A 17,638-nucleotide genomic window follows, 5' to 3' on the forward strand; every position below is an offset into this window, starting at 1 on the left:
TCCCGGCCTCGCGGGCCGGGGGCATGGCAGATCCCGGCCTTGCGTGCCTGGCCAGACTTCAGTCGCGCAGTGCGCCTTTGGATATGGTCATCGTCCAGATCATCAGCGGAATTGCGATGATGCCGCCCAGCGGGCCCCACAGCCAAAGCCAGAACACCAGCGACACGAACACCAGAAGCGGGCTCAGCTTCATCTGTTGGCCGACAAACGCAGGCGTCACGAACTGCCCTTCGACCGTATTCATCGCCATGTAAAGAAACGCGGGCGCAACGCTGTAGGCGCCGTCAAAGACGACGATGCCACTGACAAGCAGGGTGGCAGCCATGAAGACGGGCCCCAGATACAGTACGAAGTTCAGCACAAAGGCCAGCAACCCCCAGAAGGGGGCGGCAGGCATCCCCAGCGCGTGCATCACACTTGCGACGATCACCGCAAAGACCGCATTGATGGTGGTGATGGTGAGAACGTACTTCGCCACCCGCCGCTCGGCCTTCTCGAAATCGTTCGAAGTCAGCCGCTCCAGCGAATTGCCGATGGCGCGATAGACTTCGTCTTTTGCCAGCAGAAAGAAATACAGCGTCCCGGCGAAGATCATGAATTGTGCAAGGAACGTCGGCGCATAGAACAGCGCGTCGGTCAGGCTGGGTACAACCTTTTCCTCTGCCGCGGCGGCGCCGCCGGCGGCACCTGCTGCGGCCTGTTCGCCGTCGGCAGCCACCGTCTTTGCCACGTCTTCGGTGATCTCGTCCAACCCGCGCAGCATTTCCAGCACCCCGCGAAAAGCCGATTCCAGTTCGCGCCAGATCGTCGGGGCCCGCCCGATGGCCGAGGTGACATAGGGTTCCAGAACCACGGCGAGCGCGGCCAGAACCAGAATGACCACCACAAGGCTGGCCAGCGCGGCCAGCGATGGGCGGAAGTGCAAGCGCGCCCAGATGCGCGTAAGTGGCGACAGAACAATGCCCATCACCAGCGCGGCCACCACGGGTGCGAAGAAATCCTGTGCCATATCCAGCACGGCGAAAAGGACAACCACGCCGATCAGAATCGTTGCGACCCGCGCAAGTTTGGTATCGCTGACACCGGTGATCAGGCCATCCGAGTTTTCATCGCGTGGGATTTCGGGTGCCGAAGGATCAATCAAGGGGTGCTCGGCTTGCGGTTGCGGAATGCGCACGCTGGCGGCGGTGGTGTTCATCTGAAATGATGGCCCCTCTGATCAGAGCCGGTGGGAATGCACCGGACAAGCAGGACTTCCGCCCGCCATTGTCAGAGAACGTTGCCAGGGCGCTTCGGGTTCCGCCCTTGCAGGGATTTCACACGTCGTAGGACGGCAGCATGTCAAAGGCGCCGCGCAGCGCGTCGCCCCAGCCGTTCGAAATGGCCTGATAGCGGGGATCGTCCATCTCGATCCGCAACTCGCGCCCCTTGGCAAAGCTGTCGGCTTCGTAAAGTTGCAGATCGAACGGCAGGCCCACCGACAGGTTCGCCTTGACCGTCGAATCAAAGGACACCAGCAGCAGCTTCACCGCTTCCGAAAATTCCATTTCCGGGTCGTAGGTACGTACAAGGATCGGCTTGCCGTATTTGGTTTCGCCGATCTGGAAGAAGGGCGTATCGGCGGTGGCTTCGATGAAATTGCCCTCGGGGTAGATCAGGAACAGGCGGGGCGGCCCGCCTTTCACCTGTCCGCCAACGATCAGCGTGGCCTGAAAGCTGGCATCCATCGTCTGCCCGCTGGCCGAACTGTCCTTGATGACTTCCTTCAGGGTAGACCCGACCAGCCGCGCAACCTGGAACATTGACGGAGCCTGCAGAATCGTCGGGTCGCGTTCGTCGCTGGCCTTTGAGCGTTCTTCGAGCAGGCTGATGACAGTCTGCGTGGTCGCCAGATTGCCGGCGGTCATGATGGTGATCAAACGTTCGCCGGGTTCGCAGAAGGTGAACATCTTACGGGTTGTGGAAAAGTTGTCGACACCCGCGTTCGTGCGCGTGTCCGACATGAAGACGATACCCCGGTTCAGGGTCAGACCAACGCAGTATGTCATGTTCGAATCAGGGTACCAGAGGGAAGGGCCAAGCCTTCCATTACTGTTGCACCTGAAGGGTTACAATCATCCTTTCATCGCCTTCGCCCTGCCGCAATCCGCTGATGGGCGCGGCATCGGTGTAATCGCGCCCGCTGGCGATGCGCACATAGCGTTCGTCGGGCGACTGGCCGTTCGACACATCGAATCCGACCCAGCCAAGGCTGGGCAGATGCGCCTCGGCCCAGGCGTGCCCGGCGTCCTGCTCGGTGCGGTCGTCCATCATCAGGTAGCCGCTGACATAGCGCGCGGGCACCCCGGCCAGCCGTGCGGCGGCGATGAAAATCTGGGCGTGGTCCTGACATACGCCGCGCCCTCCCGCCAAGGCCTCTTCAGCGGTGGTTTGCGCCCAGGTCTGGCCCGTGCCGTATTCGACAGCCTCGGCAATGCGGGCCGACAGATCGTGAAGCGCGGCAAGCATGTCGGTGCTGCCCCTCAGCGGGGCGGCGATGTCGCGGATCGTGTCACCTGCTTCGGTCAGCGCTGTTTCGCGTTTGTACAGCCATAGCGGCGCGGGGCCGGTCATGTGGCCAAGAATGCCGGCGGTGTCCATCGTCGTCACCGTGCCGGTCGCGGTCAGCCGCACCTCGGTTCCGCCCTGATCGACGTTCACCAGATGCGTCAAGTTGCGGTTGTGGTCGAGGTACTGCGCTTCCTGCACGCCGCCCTCGACACTCAGTGACCACGAATGCACCTTTTGCTGGGTCGTATCGGTGGGTGTCAGACGCACCCGTTGCAGCGCGTAATGCACCGGCGTTTCGTAGGTATAGATCGTGGTATGCGAAATGGTCAGTTGCACGCCTGCGGCCCCATCCTATCCGTTAAACCGGAAATCTTCCTCGATCTGGCGACCAAGGGCGTTATTGTCGCCAATGAAGGCGTCGATGAATTCGTGCAAGCCTTCCTCGAAGATCGACTCGATGTCACGGTTCATCAGCCGCGAATGCAGCTTTTCGGCCTTTCTGTTGCATTCATAAGTGTTCCCGTAATCCTCGGCGACATAGCGCAGGTTGCTGACAATCTGCGACGTGCAGAACGCCAGAGACCGGGGCAGGCGTTTATCAAGGATCAGGAAATCGGCAATCGCGCTGGATGTCATCTCGCTCTCATCCAGCCAGCGAAAGGCCCGATGCGCCGACACCGACCGCAGCACCGTTTCCCATTGCACGTTGTCCAGCGACGAGCCGACAAAGCTGGTCGAGGGCAGCAGCGTGTAATATTTCACATCGATGATGCGCGCGGTGTTGTCGGCGCGTTCGATAAAGGTGCCAATGCGCGAGAAATCGTAGATGTCGTTGCGCAGCATGGTGCCGTGCAGCGCGCCGCGCACCTGCGCGCTTTGCTGGCGGATCGTGTTCAGGATCGACGGCAGTTCGGTTTCGCGGACGGGTTCGGCCAGCAGCGTGGTCAGCGTCATCCAACTGTCGTTCACCGCCTCCCAGACCTCGGTCGTCAGGGCAGTGCGCACCAGTCGCGCGTTGTCGCGCGCGTTCGAGGTGATCGACAGCACGCTCGACGGGTTGGCCGTGTCGCGCAGCAGGAAATCGATCACGTTCGCGGCGCTGAAGGTGTCGTATTGCTCGCCATAGGCGCGTTCCATCCCCGATGTCGTCACGACCGAGCGCCATTCGGCCTCGGCATCGGTGGAGCGGGTCAGCGCGATGCGGAACCCGGCCTCGATCAGGCGGGCGATATTCTCGGCGCGTTCAAGGTAGCGGAACATCCAGTACAGGCCACCGGCGGTCTTTCCCAGCATGTCGTCAGTCCTCCAGCACCCAGGTGTCCTTGGTGCCGCCGCCCTGGCTGGAATTCACCACCAGCGACCCCTCGGTCAGCGCGACACGGGTCAGCCCGCCGGGCGCGATGTTGATGCCCTGGGGCGAGACCAGAACAAAGGGCCGCAGATCGACGTGGCGCGGCGCCAGCCCCTTGTCGACAAAGATCGGCACCGTCGACAACGACAGCGTCGGCTGCGCGATATAGTTGCCGGGCCGCGCGCGCAGCTTCTCGGCAAAGGCCTCGCGCTCGGCCTTGGTGGCGGCGGGGCCGACCAGCATTCCGTAACCGCCCGATCCGTGCACCTCTTTCACGACAAGGTCGGCCAGATTGTCGAGCACGTATTTCAGCGACTCGGGTTCGCCGCAGCGCCATGTCTCGACGTTTTTCAGGATCGCCTTTTCGCCCATGTAGAATTCGATGATGTCGGGCATGTAGGAATAGATCGCCTTGTCATCCGCGATCCCTGCGCCCGGCGCGTTGGCGATGGTGATGTTGCCCGCGCGGTAGACATCCATGATGCCGGGCACGCCCAGCATGCTTTCGGGATTGAAGGTCAGCGGATCAAGGAAATTGTCGTCGATCCGGCGATAGAGCACATCGACGCGCTTGTAGCCCTGGGTCGTGCGCATGGCGATATGGCCATCCAGCACGCGCAGATCGTGGCCTTCGACCAGTTCGGCGCCCATCTGGTCGGCCAGGAAGGAATGTTCGAAATAGGCCGAGTTATAGATGCCCGGCGTCAGCACCGCGATCGACGGTTTGGTTCCCGCCGACAGGGGCGCGCAGGCGGCCAGCGATTTGCGCAGGTTCTTGGGGTAGTCCGAAACCGGCTTGACCTTGATCTTGCTGAACAGCTCGGGGAACATCTGCAGCATCGTTTCCCGGTTTTCCAGCATGTAGGACACGCCGGACGGGGTGCGCGCATTGTCTTCGAGCACATAGAATTCGCCCTCGCCGGTGCGCACCAGATCGGTGCCGACGATATGGGTATAAACCTTGCCCGGCGGGGTGAACCCGATCATCTGCGGCAGAAAGGCATCGTTGTTCGCAATCAGCTCGACCGGAACGCGGCCCGCGCGCAAAATTTCCTGACGGTTATAGATGTCATGGATGAAGGCGTTGATCGCGGCGACCCGCTGTTCGATGCCGCGCGCCAGTCGCGCCCATTCCTGACTGCCAAGGATGCGCGGCACCAGATCGAACGGGATCAGCCGTTCCTGCGCGTCGGCCTGCCCATAGACGTTGAAGGTGATGCCCGAGCGTCTGAAGAATGCCTCGGCCTCGCGCGATTTCTTGTCGAGCCGGTCGGCGTCCTGCTGGCTGAACCATTGGTGATAATGGGCGTAGGGCTGGCGAATATCCTCGCCTGCGCCTGTCATCTCGTCAAAAAATCGATCCGCTGTCATACTCTTGATCATAGGATGATCGTGCTTCAGGACAATGGTGTTGTCACGGGCGCGCAATGGCGTTTGCCTGTTTTTGTGCATTTGCCTGTTTTTTGAGCGTGAGGGGTAAGTTTCCCTTGCGGTAACAGGCAGTTGCAGGATGCGCGCGGCGCCGATGGCGACGGCTTGGCGTTGCGCCTTGGTTCGGCTACAAGATCCAAAGCCAGTTCAGGAGGGCCCGCAGATGCAGATGAGCGACCAGCGCGAGATCAAAGCCGATCCGGCAACAGTTTACGCGGCCCTGCTGGACCCCGACATGCTGAAGCACTGCGTGCCCGGCGCGCAAGAAGTCGAAGGAAATCCGACCGATGGTTATACCGCGACGGTGGTGCAAAAAGTCGGACCGGTGAAGGCGACCTTCAAGGGTCAGGTCACCATGTCGGACATGGTCGAGAACGAAAAGCTGACGATCACCGGCGAAGGCAAGGGCGGCGCGGCCGGCTTTGCCAAGGGCGGGGCTGTTGTCACGCTGACGCCGACAGATGTGGGCGGCACGCTGCTGGCTTATGATGTCGAGGCCAAGGTTGGCGGCAAGCTGGCGCAGTTGGGCAGCCGCTTGATTGACGGGTTTGCCAAGAAGATGGCCGATCAGTTCTTCACCAATTTTGTGACCCAGTTGGAAGGCCCGGCCGAACCGGCCGAAGACGATGCCCCCGAAGGCGAGAAAAAGGGCTGGCTGGGCAAGATCACCGGCCGCTCCTGACACTGCATTTGTGCGTCAGGTCACAAACGCACAGGCCCCTGTGCGTCAGTGCCGGTTTTCACGGACCCGTGACCGCCTAGATATCGCAGGCGGCCACACCCGGGGGAACCATGACCGGCATTCTTTCAATTCGCGATCTGCGAAAAACCTATGATGACGGGTTCGAGGCGCTGAAGGGTGTCTCACTCGATCTTGAAAAAGGCGAAATCCTTGCGCTGCTTGGGCCGAATGGCGCGGGCAAGACAACGCTGATTTCGGCGGTCTGCGGGCTGATCAACCCCACGGGCGGGTCGGTCAGCGTGGGCGGGCATGACATCGACACAGATTTTCGCGCGGCGCGCTCGATGATTGGGCTTGTACCGCAAGAGGTGGCGCTGGAGCCGTTTGAAACGGTCTGGAACACCGTACGCTTTTCGCGCGGGCTGTTCGGCAAGCCCCGCAACGATGCGCTGATCCAGAAAATCCTGACCCAGCTCAGCCTGTGGGACAAGAAGGACAACCAGGTCAAGGAACTGTCGGGCGGGATGAAGCGCCGGGTGCTCATTGCCAAGGCGCTGGCGCATGAACCCCGCGTGCTGTTCCTGGACGAACCCACCGCTGGCGTCGATGTGGCGTTGCGCAAGGGTATGTGGGACGTGGTGGCCGAGATGAAGGCCGATGGCGTCACCATCATCCTGACCACCCATTACATCGAGGAAGCCGAAGCCATCGCCGACCGCATCGGTGTGATCGCCAAGGGCGAGCTGTTGCTGGTCGAGGAAAAAGCCACGCTGATGACGCGCATGGGCCGCAAGCAGCTGGAGGTTCAGTTGGATCAGCCCCTGAAGGCGATCCCCGAGGCGCTGTCGGACTATGAACTGGAACTGGCAGAAGACGGTCGAACCCTGATTTACAGCTATGACACACGAGCCGAGCGCACGGGCATCACGGCGCTGCTGAACGACATTGCGGGCGCGGGGCTGAAGTTGCGCGACGTGCAGACCCGGCAAAGCAGCCTGGAAGACATCTTTGTCAGTCTGGTCGAAGGAGAAGACGCATGAACCTGACGGCCATAGCTTCCATCTACCGCTTTGAAATGACGCGGTTCTTCCGCACCCTGCTGCAAAGTTTCCTGTCGCCGGTGCTGTCGACCTCGCTGTATTTCGTGGTGTTTGGCGCCGCCATCGGCAGCCGCATCGACCAGGTCGAGGGCGTCAGCTATGGCGCATTTATCGTGCCGGGGCTGGTGATGCTGTCGGTGATGACGCAGGCGCTGTCGAATGCATCCTTCGGGATATACTTTCCGAAGTTCATCGGCACGATTTACGAACTGCTTACCGCGCCGGTCAGTTTTCTGGAAATCGTGATCGGCTATGTCGGGGCGGCGGCAACCAAGGCGCTGTTCATCGGGACCGTGATCCTCATTACCTCGACCTTCTTTGTCGATCTCACCATCGCGCACCCCTTTGCGATGGTGCTGTTCCTGCTGCTGACCTGCCTCAGCTTTGCGCTGTTCGGGTTCATCATCGGCATCTGGGCCAAGAATTTCGAACAGCTGCAACTGGTTCCGCTGTTGATCGTGACGCCGCTGGTGTTCCTTGGCGGCTCGTTCTACTCGATCTCGATGTTGCCGCCGTTCTGGCAGACGGTGACGCATTTCAACCCGGTTCTGTATCTGATTTCCGGCTTCCGCTGGTCGTTCTTCGGGGTGGCGGACGTGCCAATCGGCATCAGCCTTGCCGCGATTGCGCTGTTCACCGCGCTTTGTCTTGGCGTGATCTGGTGGATCTTCAAAACCGGTTGGCGCCTGCGCGGATAGACACTGCCGAAAACCTTTCGCCGCCGCACCTTGTTAACATGGCATCGGCAATCTACATCCCATGCCATGATGTTGCGGCTGCCCTTCACGAAGAAAGCCCCGCTGGTGGCGGTGGTGCGTCTGCATGGCGCGATTGGGATGTCAGGGCGGTCGTCGCTAAGCGACCGGTCCCTGGCGCCGATCCTTGAAAAAGCGTTCCGTCGGGGCAAACCCGATGCAGTGGCGCTGGAAATCAATTCACCGGGCGGATCGCCCGTGCAATCTTCGTTGATCGGGGCGCGTATTCGCGCCCTGTCCGAAGAAACCAAGGTGCCGGTGATCGCCTTCGTCGAAGATGTTGCCGCCTCAGGCGGCTACTGGCTCGCCGCGTCGGCCGATGAAATCTGGGCTGACGAAAGCTCGGTCCTTGGGTCTATCGGCGTGATCTCGTCCGGGTTCGGGGCGCATGTGTTCCTGGCACGGCAGGGCATCGAACGCCGCGTGCACACGGCGGGCAAATCGAAATCCATGCTCGATCCGTTCCGCCCTGAAAACAAGGAAGATGTGGCGCGGCTGGAACGGCTGCTGACGGGTATCCACGACAATTTCATCGCCCATGTCCGCGCCCGCCGGGGCGACAAGCTGGACAAGAAGGAAGAGCTGTTTACCGGTGAAATCTGGCTGGCGCGCCGCGCGGCCGAACTGGGGCTGATCGAAGGTGTCGGCCACATGCGCCCCAAAATGCGCGACCGGTTTGGCGACAAGGTGAAATTCCGTCGCTATGGGCTTCGCAAACCGTTCTGGTCGCGCTTTGGCGCGCAGGTGACGCAAGACGTGCTGGCGGGGCTAGAGGAACGCGCGGATTTCGCGCGGTTCGGCCTTTGACGTGATACTGAAGATCGTCGTTCTTTTCCTTGTCGGTATGGGCGTCCTTGCCATGTTCGGCAAGCTGCGTATTCCCGGCGCCAAACGGCTGAGCTCGGCCCGCTGTCCGCGCTGCAACCGGTATCGGATTGGCAAAGGCCCCTGCGCTTGTGGCCATGGAGGCAAGGCATGATGATGCCATGGGTGTTGTCGGCGCTTGGGCTGGTCATTCTGCTACTGGCGGGCGATGCGTTGGTGCGCGGGGCGGTGAACCTTTCGTTGCGCATCGGAATTCCGGCGCTGATCGTCAGCCTGACAATCGTGGCTTTTGGAACCTCTGCGCCCGAGTTGCTGATTTCAATCAGCGCTGTTCTGGACAATGCGCCGGGCATCGCGCTGGGCAACGTTGTCGGCTCGAACACTGCGAACATCCTGCTGGTGCTGGGTATTCCTGCGTTGTTGTCGCGGCTGCATACCAGCGAATGCAACACGCGCAAGACCTATGTGCTGATGCTTCTGGCGTCGGTTCTGTTCATCGGCCTTGCCTTCTGGGGCACCTTTACAATGGTCTCGGGCGGCATCCTGCTGGCGGCGCTGGCGCTGGTACTTGGCGACATGTTCCGCGACGCGCTGCGCCATCGGCAGGAAGGTGTCTGCGAAGGCGATGCCGACATTGAAGAGGCCGACCCGAACATGCCGGGGTGGCGCATTGCGGTGTTCCTTGTGCTGGGTCTGGTCGGGCTGCCGCTGGGCGCCAGCCTGCTGGTGGAAAACGCCACCGTGATTGCGCAGTCCTATGGTGTCAGCGAAACCGTGATCGGGCTGACGCTGGTCGCGGTCGGCACCTCGCTGCCGGAGCTTGCAACCACCGTCATGGCCGCGCTGCGTAAACAGGCCGATGTGGCGTTGGGCAACGTGATCGGGTCGAATATGTTCAACCTGCTCGCCATCATCGGCATTGCCAGCTTTGTCGGGCCGATCCCGGTGGACCCTGAATTTCTGACCTTCGATCTGTGGGTCATGTTGGGCGCGTCTGTGCTGATTTTCCCCTTCGTGTTCCTGAAATACGATATCGGTCGGCGATGGGGCATCGTGCTGACGTTGATCTACGTCGGCTATGTCGCGTCGATCCTGTTTTAGGATAGGGGTTGGGATGACCGAGAAACGTGCACTTGTCACCGGGGCCGCACATCGTTTGGGGCGAGCCATGGCGCTGTATCTGGCTGATCGCGGGTACGATGTGGCGCTGCATTATTCCGGCTCGGAGGTCGCGGCGGAAACCCTGGCCGAGGACGTTCGCGCAAAGGGCCGGAAGGCGATGGCGCTTCAGGCCGACTTTGTCGATGAAACTCAGGTGCAGGCGCTGTTTCCGGCCGCTGTCGAGGCGCTGGGCGGGCCGATCACCTGCCTGATCAACAACGCCTCGATCTTTGAATATGACACCATTGCCAGCGCCACGCGCCACAGCTGGGACAGGCACATGGAAAGCAACCTGCGCGCGCCCTTCGTGCTGACGCAAGCCATGGCAGAACAGGGGCTGCTGCCCGAAACCGATGAGCGCGACGAACCCCGCGCCACGGGCTGCATCGTCAACATGCTGGACCAGCGGGTGCGCAAGCTGACGCCCGAGTTTTCGACCTATACGATCGCCAAGATGGGCCTCTGGGCGCTGACGCAGACAAGCGCCCGCGCGCTGGCCCCGGCGATCCGCGTCAATGCGATTGGCCCCGGGCCCACCCTGCGCGGCGCCCGGCAGTCCGAGGCGCATTTCGCCGCCCAACGCGCCAATACGGTGCTGGAACGCGGCTCGAACCCCGAGGACATAACCGCCGCGCTGGGCTTTCTTCTGGATGCACCCTCGGTCAGTGGTCAGTTGATCTGCACTGACGGCGGGCAGCACCTTGGCTGGCAGACGCCGGATGTTCTGGGTGTGGAATAGGGTGACGCAGGGAAAGTTGTGCACCGCACATATCTGCGTCACGAAAGCGTTACAAAAATCTCTGCAATTCCATAGGCTTGCGGCAGAAATAAAAAATTACCCGTAATTTCAGTGGCTTGCAAAACTGACCAAATTTTAAGCAATTCATTGAGGGGCCCGTGAAACAAGGGAAATTTGCGCCTCCCGCTAAGTTATCTGCAAAGTTGTCCACAGGTTTGGTGGATTTGTTCGGCCTTGAAACTTATTCGCCAAGATTGCAGGGCGCCGCGTAGAATCATATCTGTTCCGTTATGTCCGACACCTCCGAAACGCACGATTCCCCTACCGTTACCGGCTATGCCTGCATTCAGGGCTACCTGAAGACGCTCGAGCAATCGCCGGGCGTCTACCGGATGCTGGATGCGCAGGCGCGGGTGCTATACGTGGGCAAGGCGCGCAATCTGCGGGCGCGGGTGTCGAATTATGCGCGGCCCGGCCAGCATACCCCGCGGATCGAGAGGATGATCCGCGACACCGCCTCGATGATGTTCCTGACCACGCGCACGGAAACCGAGGCGCTCTTGCTGGAACAGAACCTCATCAAGCAGCTGAAGCCCAAGTACAACGTGCTGCTGCGCGACGATAAATCCTTTCCGAATATCCTTGTTTCAAAGGATCACGCCTATCCGCAGATCAAGAAACATCGCGGCGCGAAGAAGGAAAAAGGCGCCTACTTTGGTCCCTTCGCCAGTGCGGGGGCGGTGAACCGCACGCTGAACCAGCTGCAAAAGGCGTTCCTGCTGCGCAACTGTTCGGATTCGATGTTCGAAAGCCGCACGCGGCCCTGCCTTCTGTATCAGATCAAGCGGTGCTCGGGGCCCTGCGTCGGGCTGATCGACGCCGAGGGCTATGCGCTGGCGGTGAAAGATGCCGAACGCTTCCTCTCGGGCCGGTCTACCCGTGTTCAGGAGGAGCTTGCCGCCGAGATGGCCGCCGCCTCCGAGGCGATGGAGTTCGAACGCGCCGCTGCCTTGCGCGACCGCATCCGCGCGCTGACACAGGTGCAGGGTACCCAGGGTATCAACCCCAAAACAGTAACCGAGGCCGATGTGGTCGCGCTGCACATGGACAGCGGACAGGCCTGCGTTCAGGTGTTTTTCATCCGCGCCAACCAGAACTGGGGCAACCGCGATTTCTATCCCCGGATCGGCGAGGGGATGTCGCCGGGCGAGGTGCTCGAAGCGTTTCTGGGCCAGTTCTACGACAACAAGGAACCGCCCCGGCAGATCATCCTGTCGGACGCGATCGACAATGCCGATCTGATGGCCGAGGCGCTGTCGCAGAAGGCAGACCGCAAGGTCGAACTGGTGCTGCCCCAGCGCGGTGAAAAGGCCGAACTGGTGGCTGGCGCCCTGCGCAACGCGCGCGAATACCTGGCGCGGCGCATGTCGGAAAGCGCGACGCAAGGCAAGCTGCTGCGCGGTCTGGCCGAAGCCTTCGGGCTGGACGCCCCGCCCAACCGGATCGAGGTGTACGATAACAGCCACATCATGGGTACCAACGCGGTGGGCGGGATGATCGTCGCCGGCCCAGAGGGCTTCATGAAATCGCAATACCGCAAGTTCAACATTCGCGGCGATGACCTGACACCGGGTGATGACTTCGGCATGATGAAAGAGGTCCTGAATCGCCGCTTCTCACGCCTGCAAAAGGAAGACCCCGATCGCGAAAAAGGCCAGTGGCCCGACCTGCTGCTGATCGACGGGGGCGCCGGGCAGGTCAGCGCGGTGGCCCAGATCATGGCGGAACACGGGGTCGAGGATATTCCCATGGTCGGCGTCGCCAAGGGCGTCGATCGTGACCACGGGAAAGAGGAATTCCACCGTCCCGGCACGCGCCCCTTCGCGCTGCGCCACAACGATCCGGTTCTGTATTTCGTACAACGCCTGCGCGACGAGGCGCATCGATTCGCCATCGGCACCCACCGCGCCAAACGCGCCAAGGCCATCGGCGCCACTCCGCTGGACGACGTACCGGGCGTCGGCGCCACCCGTAAACGCGCCTTGCTCGCGCACTTCGGCTCGGCCAAGGCGGTCAGCCGGGCCGATCTGGCTGATCTCAAGGCGGTAGACGGGATTTCCGACGCGCTGGCCGAAACGATCTATGGCTACTTTCACGAGAGCGGCTAGCCTTTGCCGCGCCACCTTCCCAATACTCGAACTTCGCGCTAGGAAACGGCCATGAGATGGACGCTGCCCAATATTCTGACCACGCTACGCCTTCTGGCGGCGCCGGGGCTTGCCGTGATGTTCCTGTATTTCGAACGCCCCTATGCCGATTGGTTCGCGCTGGTGCTGTTTGTCAGCGCGGCCGTCACCGACTGGTTTGATGGCTATCTGGCGCGCAGCTGGAAACAGGTCACAAAAATGGGCGCCATGCTGGATCCGATCGCCGACAAGGCGATGGTGGTGATCGCGCTGATGGTGATCGTCGGCTATTCCTCGATGTCGCCCTGGCTTGTTCTTCCAGCGACGGTCGTGCTGTTCCGCGAGGTCTTCGTCAGCGGCTTGCGCGAATACCTGGGCGATACGGCGGGCACTTTGAAGGTGACGACGCTGGCCAAGTGGAAGACGACCGCCCAGATGACGGCCATCGCGGTGCTGTTTTCCCAAGGTATCTTCGAACATTACCTCGGTATGGCGATGTCCAAAACGGATCAGGCCACGATCAACGACATCTTTCTTGGCGCAGTCGCGGATCCGCACGGGCTGAAGTGGAAAGCGGCTGGCGAACTCTGGGCCGGGCGCGTCGGGCTCTGGCTGCTGTGGGTGGCGGCGGCGCTGACTCTTATCACCGGGCTGGACTATTTGCGCAAAGCGCTGCCGTTCCTGCAGGAGGAGGCGCGGTGACCTTGGACATCCTCTATTTCGCATGGGTGCGCGAACGCATCGGCGAGCCGCGCGAACGCCTGGAAACCTCTGCGAAAACGGTTGCCGGGCTGGTCGAGGAACTGCGCGCCCGCGAACCCCGTTATGCCGCGGCTTTCGCCGATCTTTCCGCGCTGCGTGTGGCCCTGGACCAGGAACTGGCCGACTTCGACGCGCCGCTTGACGGTGTGCGCGAAGTGGCGTTTTTCCCGCCGATGACCGGGGGTTGACCGGTGATTGTCCGCGTGCAGGCAGAAGATTTTGATACTGGCGCTGAACTCGCCGATTTTGCCGCCGACCGGCAGGACGTTGGGGCCGTCGTCTCGTTCACCGGCGTGGTGCGCGACAGCGATGCTATGCTCGACCGGATGGAGATCGAGCACTATCCGGGCATGACTGAAAGGGCCCTGACCGATATCGCAGCGACTGCAATGTCCCGGTGGGAGTTGGCCGATGCCTTGGTCATCCATCGCCACGGAGCGCTTAGGCCCGGCGAAAGGATCATGATGGTGGCAACCGCCGCCGCGCATCGCCGCGCCGCTTTCGAGGCCGCCGATTTCCTGATGGATTACCTGAAATCCCGCGCGCCCTTCTGGAAAAAGGAAGTCACCCGCGCGGGGGAAAATTGGGTTGCCGCGAAAGACGATGACGAGGCTGCACTGGGCCGCTGGTAGCGCGGAACGCCAGCCTTGGCATGATCGGCGAGGTTAGACTTTGAGTATTTGGGCCGAAAAGAACGGGGGACTCCGGGACTGGAAACGCCCTGGGCTTCTTTTCGGTAAAAATACTCAAACTCCGACATGTCGCCACAAGCTGCGGCCAACTATGTCACGCCCGCACCTCAGGTCGACCGCGCGCGTTCCACGTAGCTGCGCAGTTCTTCGGCCTCTTGCCGCGCCTCGCGCAGGCCTTCCATGGCGGCGCGCAATTCGGCTTCGGTCTGGGCCAACTGGTTCGACAAGTCGGCTTCGCGTTGTTGCAGCCAGGCGATGGCTTCGTCGCGGGTTTCCTCGGCGTCGTGCAATTCCTGGCTCATCCGGTCCAATTCGTTCACGTCGCTGGCGCTGACCCGGGTGAAGCGGTGCACCAGCCAGTTGGCGAACCATCCAAGCGCGAAGGCGACAAACAGGATGATGGCCGTGGTGACGATGAATTCCAGTCTATTCACTTGCGGCGCCCTCTGTTGCCTCATCCTCCGAGCCCGTCTCGGGGGCGTCATCGGATGCCGCCGCGTCGTCGGTGCTGTCTGACTGCAACTGCTGGGCGACGGCGTCAAGCGTGCTGGTGCGTTCCGGCGTCGTTTGCGGGCGGATCAGGCGGAATTCGATGCGGCGGTTCGCCTCGCGGCCGTCTTCCGTCTTGTTGGTGGCGATCGGGTTCGCCTCTCCATAGCCGCGCGCGGTGTAGCTGGCCGTGAGGATGCGGCGGGCGCGCAATTCGTTCAGCACCGATTGCGCACGGTCCTGCGAGAGTTGCTGATTCATCGACTCGCGGCCCTGGCTATCGGTGTGGCCCTGAATCTCGACCCGGATGTCGCCGCAGATATCAAGGATCTCGGCGATGGCGTTCATTGTATCCAGCGATTCCGCCGCGATGGTGGCCGAGCCGGGTTCAAAGGTGATCTTGCCGCTGGTGCGCTGCACTTCGGCGATTTCGGCTTCGCACATTTCCGGCGTCACGATATCGGCCTGCGGCAGGGGCGGGGCCTTGTAGGCGATCGAAAGGTCGAAGGTTTCCGCCTCGCCCAGTCGTTTCGCCAGCAGTCCGGCGATATCGGCCTGCGCGTCTTCGCGAGTGGCGGTGCCATGCAGGGTCAACTCGTCAGGTTTCACCGTCACCGCGCCGTTCGACAGTTGCGACAGAGCCTCGAGCCCGGCAAGCACGCGTACCGGCCAGTCGGAGGGCAGGTTGTCGGCAGTGCGCGCGGCCGAGTGCACCGCCGAGGCACCAAAGCGCGCGCGGGCATAGGCATCGGCCATCATTTGCAGGTTGTCGTCGGACAGGCGTCCGCGCAGCTGCACCAGCCCCTCGGGGCTGAGGGTGGCGGTGAATTCGGGCGGGCCATCGGTTCCGGCTTCAGCCGGGCGGGTGAGCACAGGATGCAGCGAGAACACCGGTGGCAGCGCGGCTTCAAGTTCGCCCACCACGCGATCGAAGGCTTCGGTGCTGACGGTCTCGGCCGCAACCAGCGTCACGTCGGCGTCGGCGAAGGTGACGGATCCGGCGCCAAGGTCGCGCAATGCGGCCAGCGCCTGCGCTACGGCTTCGGCCCATGCGGGCGAGGGCACGCCCAGACCGATCCGGCATTGTGCACCGGCTTGCCCGCCAGCTCCGGCGGCGGCGGCCAGAATGCGGGCGCGGGCCTGTTCGGTGTCGGCCGAGCAGGCATCGAACCGCCCGCCGGTGTCGTCGATGATATAGCGCAGCGTAAAGGGCGTGATCACCGGCCGCGGCGCAGAGACTTGCAGCGCCATCTTCAGCCCCTCGGGCACGGCGCGGTTCAAGGCGCGCTCCATCTTTGCCTTTTCCTCGCGGCTGGCGGCGATGGCCGTAATCTCGATCCGGCCGGCATCGACCGAGATTTTCGAGCGGGGCAGGTCGCGCAGCGCGGTGATCGTAAAATCAATCGCGGCGTCCCAGCCTTCGGGCACCGGGTGGTTCGCGGTTTGCAGCAGGTCCGACACCTGCCCGGGCGCAGCGATTTTTTCCAGCCGTTCGATCAGGGCGGCGCGGTCGGTCGAGGTGGGGATCAACCCGCTGACCGACAGGCCGGATTCATTGCGCAGAATCTCGGCCGAAAACCGTGGCGGCGCAATATCTTGCGTGGGGGCGACATCGGTCTGGTCGATCACCCGTGCGGCATCGACGATCTGCCCGGCACGGCTGATCGCCTGAAAACGGCGCGCCTCGGTCGGGGCGGTGCCCGTCAGGATCACCCGCAGCCCGTCGGCCTGAACCTCGGCCCAGTCGTTGCCTTGTGTGTCCAGCGCGGTGCGCACCTCGATCTCGGTCGTCCGCTCGACCCCCGTGGCCATGACACCGGCCGCGGCCAGACAGGCGCAGGCGGCAAGGGCAAAGGTGGCGAGGACGATGAAAACCTTGGTAAATCGCATGGGTAACCCGGGATCGTGGACAGACCTGAATGTCTTAGCCGCCTGTGCCCTTGGGTTCAATCAGGCGAACAGGGCGGCCCCGAAGAAGATAAGCGGAATGAAGCCGGTATCGCGGTTCAGCCGGAACAGGAACAGCATCCGCGCGCCATCTTCGGGGTCAAACCCGCGCAGCTGCCACGCCATGTGCCAGCCCATAGCCCAAGGCCCCGCCAAAGCGATCACCAGCGCCAACACGCTGGCATTCGGCATGACCGCCTGAATGATGGCAAGCCCCATCAGCGCCACGCAGGCCACAAGGAAATAGCGCAGGTAGCGAGCCGAATTCGCACCGAACAGTCGGGCGGTGGATTTCACCCCGATCAGCGCGTCATCCTCGGCGTCCTGATGGGCATAGATCGTGTCATAGAACAGCGTCCAGCAGATGCCCGAGACATAAAGGATCACCGCAGGCCAGTTCAGCGTGCCCGCATGGGCCGTCCACGCCAGCAACGCGCCCCAGTTGAAGGCCAGCCCCAGAAACACCTGCGGCCACCAGGTGAATCGCTTGGCAAACGGGTAGATCGCCACCGGCAGCAGCGACAGAACCCCCAGCGCGATGGCCGCGCGGTTGAAGGTCAGCAGGATGCAAAGCGCGACCAGCGCCTGAAGGATCATCCACGCGGCGGCCTGTTTCGGCGTAACCGCGCCAGAGGGAATCGGCCGCGACCGGGTGCGCGCCACGCGCCCGTCGATGTCGCGGTCGGCGATGTCGTTCCAGGTACAGCCCGCGCCGCGCATCAGCCAGGCGCCCAGCCCGCAGCCGAAGAAAATCCACGCGTCCTCCCACCGGGGCGACTGATCCCATAACATTGCCAGCGCCAGCCCCCACCAGCAGGGCAGCAGCAAGAGCCATGTCCCGATGGGCCGATCCGCCCGCGACATCCGAAGATAGGGGCGCGCGGCGGGCGGCGCCCAGCGGTCCACCCAGTTGCCGGCGGGCGCATCTGCCACCTGTCCGTCTGGTGTCGGGCCGTTGGCGTGCATAT

18 protein-coding genes are annotated in these 17,638 nt (G+C 62.4%); 10 read left to right on the plus strand and 8 right to left on the minus strand.

Going from position 1 to position 17,638, the window contains the following annotated elements; all coding sequences use genetic code 11:
* Window positions 1-58: 58 nt before the first annotated feature.
* The 5 genes from FGK64_RS14950 to FGK64_RS14970 form a co-directional block, all read right to left on the minus strand.
* Window positions 59-1,198 (minus strand): AI-2E family transporter, encoded by a 1,140-nt coding sequence (locus FGK64_RS14950; protein WP_138864637.1) that lies wholly within the window; start codon window positions 1,196-1,198, stop codon window positions 59-61.
* A gap of 118 nt (window positions 1,199-1,316) precedes the next feature.
* Entirely contained in the window at window positions 1,317-2,048 is a 732-nt protein-coding gene (locus FGK64_RS14955) for a proteasome-type protease (RefSeq protein ID WP_138864638.1), read from the minus strand.
* Between the two features lie 40 nt (window positions 2,049-2,088).
* Window positions 2,089-2,886, minus strand: coding sequence for a transglutaminase family protein (locus FGK64_RS14960; protein ID WP_138864639.1), 798 nt, complete (start codon window positions 2,884-2,886; stop codon window positions 2,089-2,091).
* Between the two features lie 15 nt (window positions 2,887-2,901).
* On the minus strand, window positions 2,902-3,843 hold the full coding sequence (locus FGK64_RS14965; protein WP_138864640.1) for an alpha-E domain-containing protein: 942 nt from the start codon (window positions 3,841-3,843) through the stop codon (window positions 2,902-2,904).
* A 4-nt stretch (window positions 3,844-3,847) separates the two neighbouring features.
* Window positions 3,848-5,272 (minus strand): circularly permuted type 2 ATP-grasp protein, encoded by a 1,425-nt coding sequence (locus FGK64_RS14970; RefSeq protein WP_138864641.1) that lies wholly within the window; start codon window positions 5,270-5,272, stop codon window positions 3,848-3,850.
* 223 nt (window positions 5,273-5,495) lie between these two features.
* Between FGK64_RS14970 and FGK64_RS14975 the strand changes: the two genes are divergently transcribed.
* The 10 genes from FGK64_RS14975 to FGK64_RS15020 all read left to right on the plus strand — a co-directional run bounded on the left by FGK64_RS14975 (window position 5,496) and on the right by FGK64_RS15020 (window position 14,174).
* The gene (locus FGK64_RS14975; RefSeq protein ID WP_138864642.1) at window positions 5,496-6,014 is read left to right on the plus strand and encodes an SRPBCC family protein; all 519 of its coding nucleotides are present in this window, start codon (window positions 5,496-5,498) and stop codon (window positions 6,012-6,014) included.
* 110 nt (window positions 6,015-6,124) lie between these two features.
* Window positions 6,125-7,054, plus strand: coding sequence for an ABC transporter ATP-binding protein (locus FGK64_RS14980; protein ID WP_138864643.1), 930 nt, complete (start codon window positions 6,125-6,127; stop codon window positions 7,052-7,054).
* Entirely contained in the window at window positions 7,051-7,812 is a 762-nt protein-coding gene (locus FGK64_RS14985) for an ABC transporter permease (RefSeq protein ID WP_138864644.1), read from the plus strand. Before FGK64_RS14980 ends, FGK64_RS14985 begins: the two co-directional genes overlap by 4 nt.
* 66 nt (window positions 7,813-7,878) lie before the next feature.
* Complete coding sequence (locus FGK64_RS14990) at window positions 7,879-8,676, plus strand: S49 family peptidase (protein WP_138864645.1); 798 nt, start codon at window positions 7,879-7,881, stop codon at window positions 8,674-8,676.
* Between the two features lie 171 nt (window positions 8,677-8,847).
* Window positions 8,848-9,795: a calcium/sodium antiporter gene (locus FGK64_RS14995; RefSeq protein WP_138865013.1), complete on the plus strand. Its 948-nt coding sequence runs from the start codon at window positions 8,848-8,850 to the stop codon at window positions 9,793-9,795.
* Window positions 9,796-9,808: 13 nt separating this feature from the next.
* Window positions 9,809-10,594 (plus strand): SDR family oxidoreductase, encoded by a 786-nt coding sequence (locus tag FGK64_RS15000; RefSeq protein WP_138864646.1) that lies wholly within the window; start codon window positions 9,809-9,811, stop codon window positions 10,592-10,594.
* A gap of 290 nt (window positions 10,595-10,884) precedes the next feature.
* A complete protein-coding gene (uvrC, locus tag FGK64_RS15005) occupies window positions 10,885-12,762 on the plus strand; it encodes an excinuclease ABC subunit UvrC (protein WP_138864647.1) in 1,878 nt (625 codons plus the stop codon).
* A 51-nt stretch (window positions 12,763-12,813) separates the two neighbouring features.
* Entirely contained in the window at window positions 12,814-13,482 is a 669-nt protein-coding gene (gene pgsA, locus FGK64_RS15010; RefSeq protein WP_138864648.1) for a CDP-diacylglycerol--glycerol-3-phosphate 3-phosphatidyltransferase, read from the plus strand.
* 2 nt (window positions 13,483-13,484) lie between these two features.
* Entirely contained in the window at window positions 13,485-13,730 is a 246-nt protein-coding gene (gene moaD, locus FGK64_RS15015; protein ID WP_138865014.1) for a molybdopterin converting factor subunit 1, read from the plus strand.
* A gap of 3 nt (window positions 13,731-13,733) precedes the next feature.
* Complete coding sequence (locus FGK64_RS15020; RefSeq protein WP_138864649.1) at window positions 13,734-14,174, plus strand: molybdenum cofactor biosynthesis protein MoaE; 441 nt, start codon at window positions 13,734-13,736, stop codon at window positions 14,172-14,174.
* Window positions 14,175-14,341: 167 nt separating this feature from the next.
* Here FGK64_RS15020 and FGK64_RS15025 read toward each other — a convergent pair whose 3' ends face one another.
* Genes FGK64_RS15025 through ubiA form a run of 3 tightly spaced genes read right to left on the minus strand, consistent with a single transcriptional unit; the run spans window position 14,342 to window position 17,636 of the window.
* Window positions 14,342-14,668 carry a hypothetical protein gene (locus FGK64_RS15025; RefSeq protein WP_138864650.1) on the minus strand — a complete coding sequence of 109 codons (327 nt, stop codon included), beginning with the start codon at window positions 14,666-14,668 and terminating at the stop codon, window positions 14,342-14,344.
* Window positions 14,661-16,613 carry an OmpA family protein gene (locus FGK64_RS15030; RefSeq protein WP_138864651.1) on the minus strand — a complete coding sequence of 651 codons (1,953 nt, stop codon included), beginning with the start codon at window positions 16,611-16,613 and terminating at the stop codon, window positions 14,661-14,663. The genes FGK64_RS15025 and FGK64_RS15030 overlap by 8 nt, the downstream gene beginning before the upstream one ends.
* Before the next feature lie 60 nt (window positions 16,614-16,673).
* Window positions 16,674-17,636 carry a 4-hydroxybenzoate octaprenyltransferase gene (ubiA, locus tag FGK64_RS15035; RefSeq protein ID WP_138864652.1) on the minus strand — a complete coding sequence of 321 codons (963 nt, stop codon included), beginning with the start codon at window positions 17,634-17,636 and terminating at the stop codon, window positions 16,674-16,676.
* Between the last annotated feature and the right edge of the window lie 2 nt (window positions 17,637-17,638).

It is taken from the genome of Arenibacterium halophilum, assembly GCF_005938225.1.
Classification (GTDB): Bacteria; Pseudomonadota; Alphaproteobacteria; order Rhodobacterales; family Rhodobacteraceae; genus Arenibacterium; species Arenibacterium halophilum.